At 32.4% G+C, this 2,669-nt stretch carries 1 protein-coding gene; it reads right to left on the bottom strand.

Going from position 1 to position 2,669, the window contains the following annotated elements; genetic code table 11:
* Window positions 1–408: 408 nt before the first annotated feature.
* Window positions 409–1,722: a nucleoside recognition domain-containing protein gene (locus F6K15_RS31300; RefSeq protein WP_293068990.1), complete on the bottom strand. Its 1,314-nt coding sequence runs from the start codon at window positions 1,720–1,722 to the stop codon at window positions 409–411.
* Window positions 1,723–2,669: the final 947 nt, after the last annotated feature.

Below are 2,669 nucleotides of genomic sequence, written 5' to 3'. Positions count from 1 at the left end.
GTCATCGCGCCCGCAGAATGAAGGCGGCGACTGCCTCTGCCAGTCCCTCTGGCAAAGGGACTGGCATAGAATTAGAGTCATTTCAGTTGAGAAGGTTTAAAGCCTCTCCTTTAAAGGAGAAACAAGAAAAAATTTTCCCTACCGCGTCAATCCTCTTTTTTTCAAGGAGAGGTAATAATTAATTATTAATTATTAATTATTAATTATTAATTATTAATTGTTGAACTACTTCCTCTTTTCTGAAGATGTCTAATATAAGATTAGAAATAAAATTTCAATTGAAATTATGATTTTATTTTGGGTTTAATACCCCGCCGTCTACACAGTGTTGACAATTGGTTAGGGTTTGAGTCCCCATCCATTTTTTCTTCCTTCTTCCTTCTTCTTTCTTCAATCCTTGTTTAATCATCAAAACATTATCCGACAAACGACAAGAGAAGCTACAATTCCTGCTACATCAGCACATAAAGCAGCAGGTAAAGCATATCTAGTTTTTTTAATTCCAACACTACCAAAATAAACAGCCAATACATAAAAAGTCGTTTCAGTAGAACCCTGCATAGTTGATACTAAATAAGAAAGAAAACTATTAGGTTCATTTGTCACTATTTCCGACATAATGCCAAAAGCACCACTACCAGATAAAGGTCTAATCAACGCCATAGGTAGTGCTTCAGTCGGCATTCCAATTAAATTAGTTATAGGCGATAGAATTACAGCCAAAATATCTAGAGCGCCACTAGCTCTAAACATTCCAATAGCAACAAAAATTGCCACCATAAAAGGAATTATTCTGACGGCTACTTCAAATCCTGCTTTTGCTCCTTCCGTCATTTTTTCATAAACTTTAACTCCTCGGAAATAGCCAAAAAGTAGAAAAGAACAAATTAATATTGGCAATAACCAATTAGACAAACTCTCCAGAAAAGCAAAACTAAAAATATAAGTTATGCCTTTGAGATTTAAGCGATAAATTACCGCACCTAAAAAAGCACCAATTAAACTAGCAAAAATTAATTTGCCAATTCTGTTAGGTGGAGTTAATTCAGATTTGTTTGTCTCGCTTTCTAATAAATCACTGCCGTCTAAATATTCTGATAAAATAGGTTGATTTAAACTAGGTATAGATTGCCGACGTGCAAAAAATTTTGCTGCAAAAATAGCCGTAATTGTAGAACAACAAGTAGCAAAAATTGCAGGTAAAATAATATCTCCAGGGTTAGTAACACCAGCACTAGCTCGAACAGTTATTACACTAATAGGAATAATCGTAACTGAAGAAGTATTAATAGCTAAAAATAAACACATAGCATCTGTAGCAGTTCCCTTTTCCGGATTTAATTTATCCATTTCTACTATCGCTTTTAAACCCATTGGTGTTGCAGCATTTCCTAACCCTAAAGCATTAGCAGCTATATTCAAAATAATGGCAGACATTGCAGAGTGAGATGCAGGTATATCTGGAAAAAGTTTCACCATTACAGGACGAATTAAACGAGCAATTACAATCATTCCTCCTGCTGTTTCAACTACTTGAATTATGCCTAACCATAATGCCATACTACCAATTAATCCGATGGCTAAAGTAACAGCATTTTTTACAGATTCAAACGATACTTCAGTTATTTCTGTCATCCTACCGTTATATGCTGCTATAACTGTAGCTGAAACTATCATAAATAGCCAAATATTATTAATTGGAGATACTTTTGATTTATTCATTTAATCTTTAGGGAGTAGGGAGTAGGGAGGAGAATAGAAATTAAATATAGGTGTATTTCATTAGTCTGAGAAACGCTATAATCTTGAACTTTACCGAATAATTAAGGTTTAAAGCCTTTCCTTTAAAGGATAAACAAGACAAAATTTTTCTTTGAGTCAATCCTATCTATTTTCAAGGAGAGGTAATTGTTAATTATTAATTATTGAATACTAGCTTTTATCCCAAATAATTAAAGATATAGTAGAAGGAAGAAGTAAGAAGCAAGAAGGTTTTAGTTATCTAGGAGAGAAGGAAAAATCTTCGTTATCTTAGTTTTAAACTTACAGCGTATTTCATATTAGCAAGGTACACCAGTAGCGGGCAAGATGCCTACACTACAAACACTTTACCATTCTTAATTTATACCTCATTTACCTGAAATCTGCTGTATATATCTACGCCCTTTGCTTCAACTTTTATAAGATAAATTATAAATGTGATTATAGCGGTTTTCACAAAGGTTAAACTACAGTAAAAATCATAGATATATCTAAAGTTTAATAAGTCACATAAATAGTTTTATTTATGTTAATTAAAGCCGCTATAAATAAAAAATTAATCGAAAAAAATATTATAAAAGATGTAGAAAATTAGGTATTATTTGTCAGTATATTTTTTCTCAAAATCATTTTCATCTGACAAAAAAATCAGGCTTCAAGCTTCACACCTTTTAAGGATATAAAAAATAAAATCCTGCATTTTTAAAGCTCATCTATTGCAGGAGGTATTGATAATTAATAGCTGGATTTACCGACAAATCACTACTTAGGATAAATGCACTTTTTTTCTGAGCAAATAAATCATTATAGTAGTCGAAGGAAAAGGCGCGGACAAAGTAAAAGCTTAGAACTCAGACAACATAAAATTTTTCTTTCTCTCCTAGATAAATACACACCTTTTTTCCTAG

Source organism: Okeania sp. SIO2B3 (assembly GCF_010672525.1).
Taxonomy (GTDB): domain Bacteria; phylum Cyanobacteriota; class Cyanobacteriia; order Cyanobacteriales; family Microcoleaceae; genus Okeania.
The sequence above is the reverse complement of the archived record's forward strand: the minus strand, read 5'-3'. Positions and strand labels throughout refer to the sequence as shown.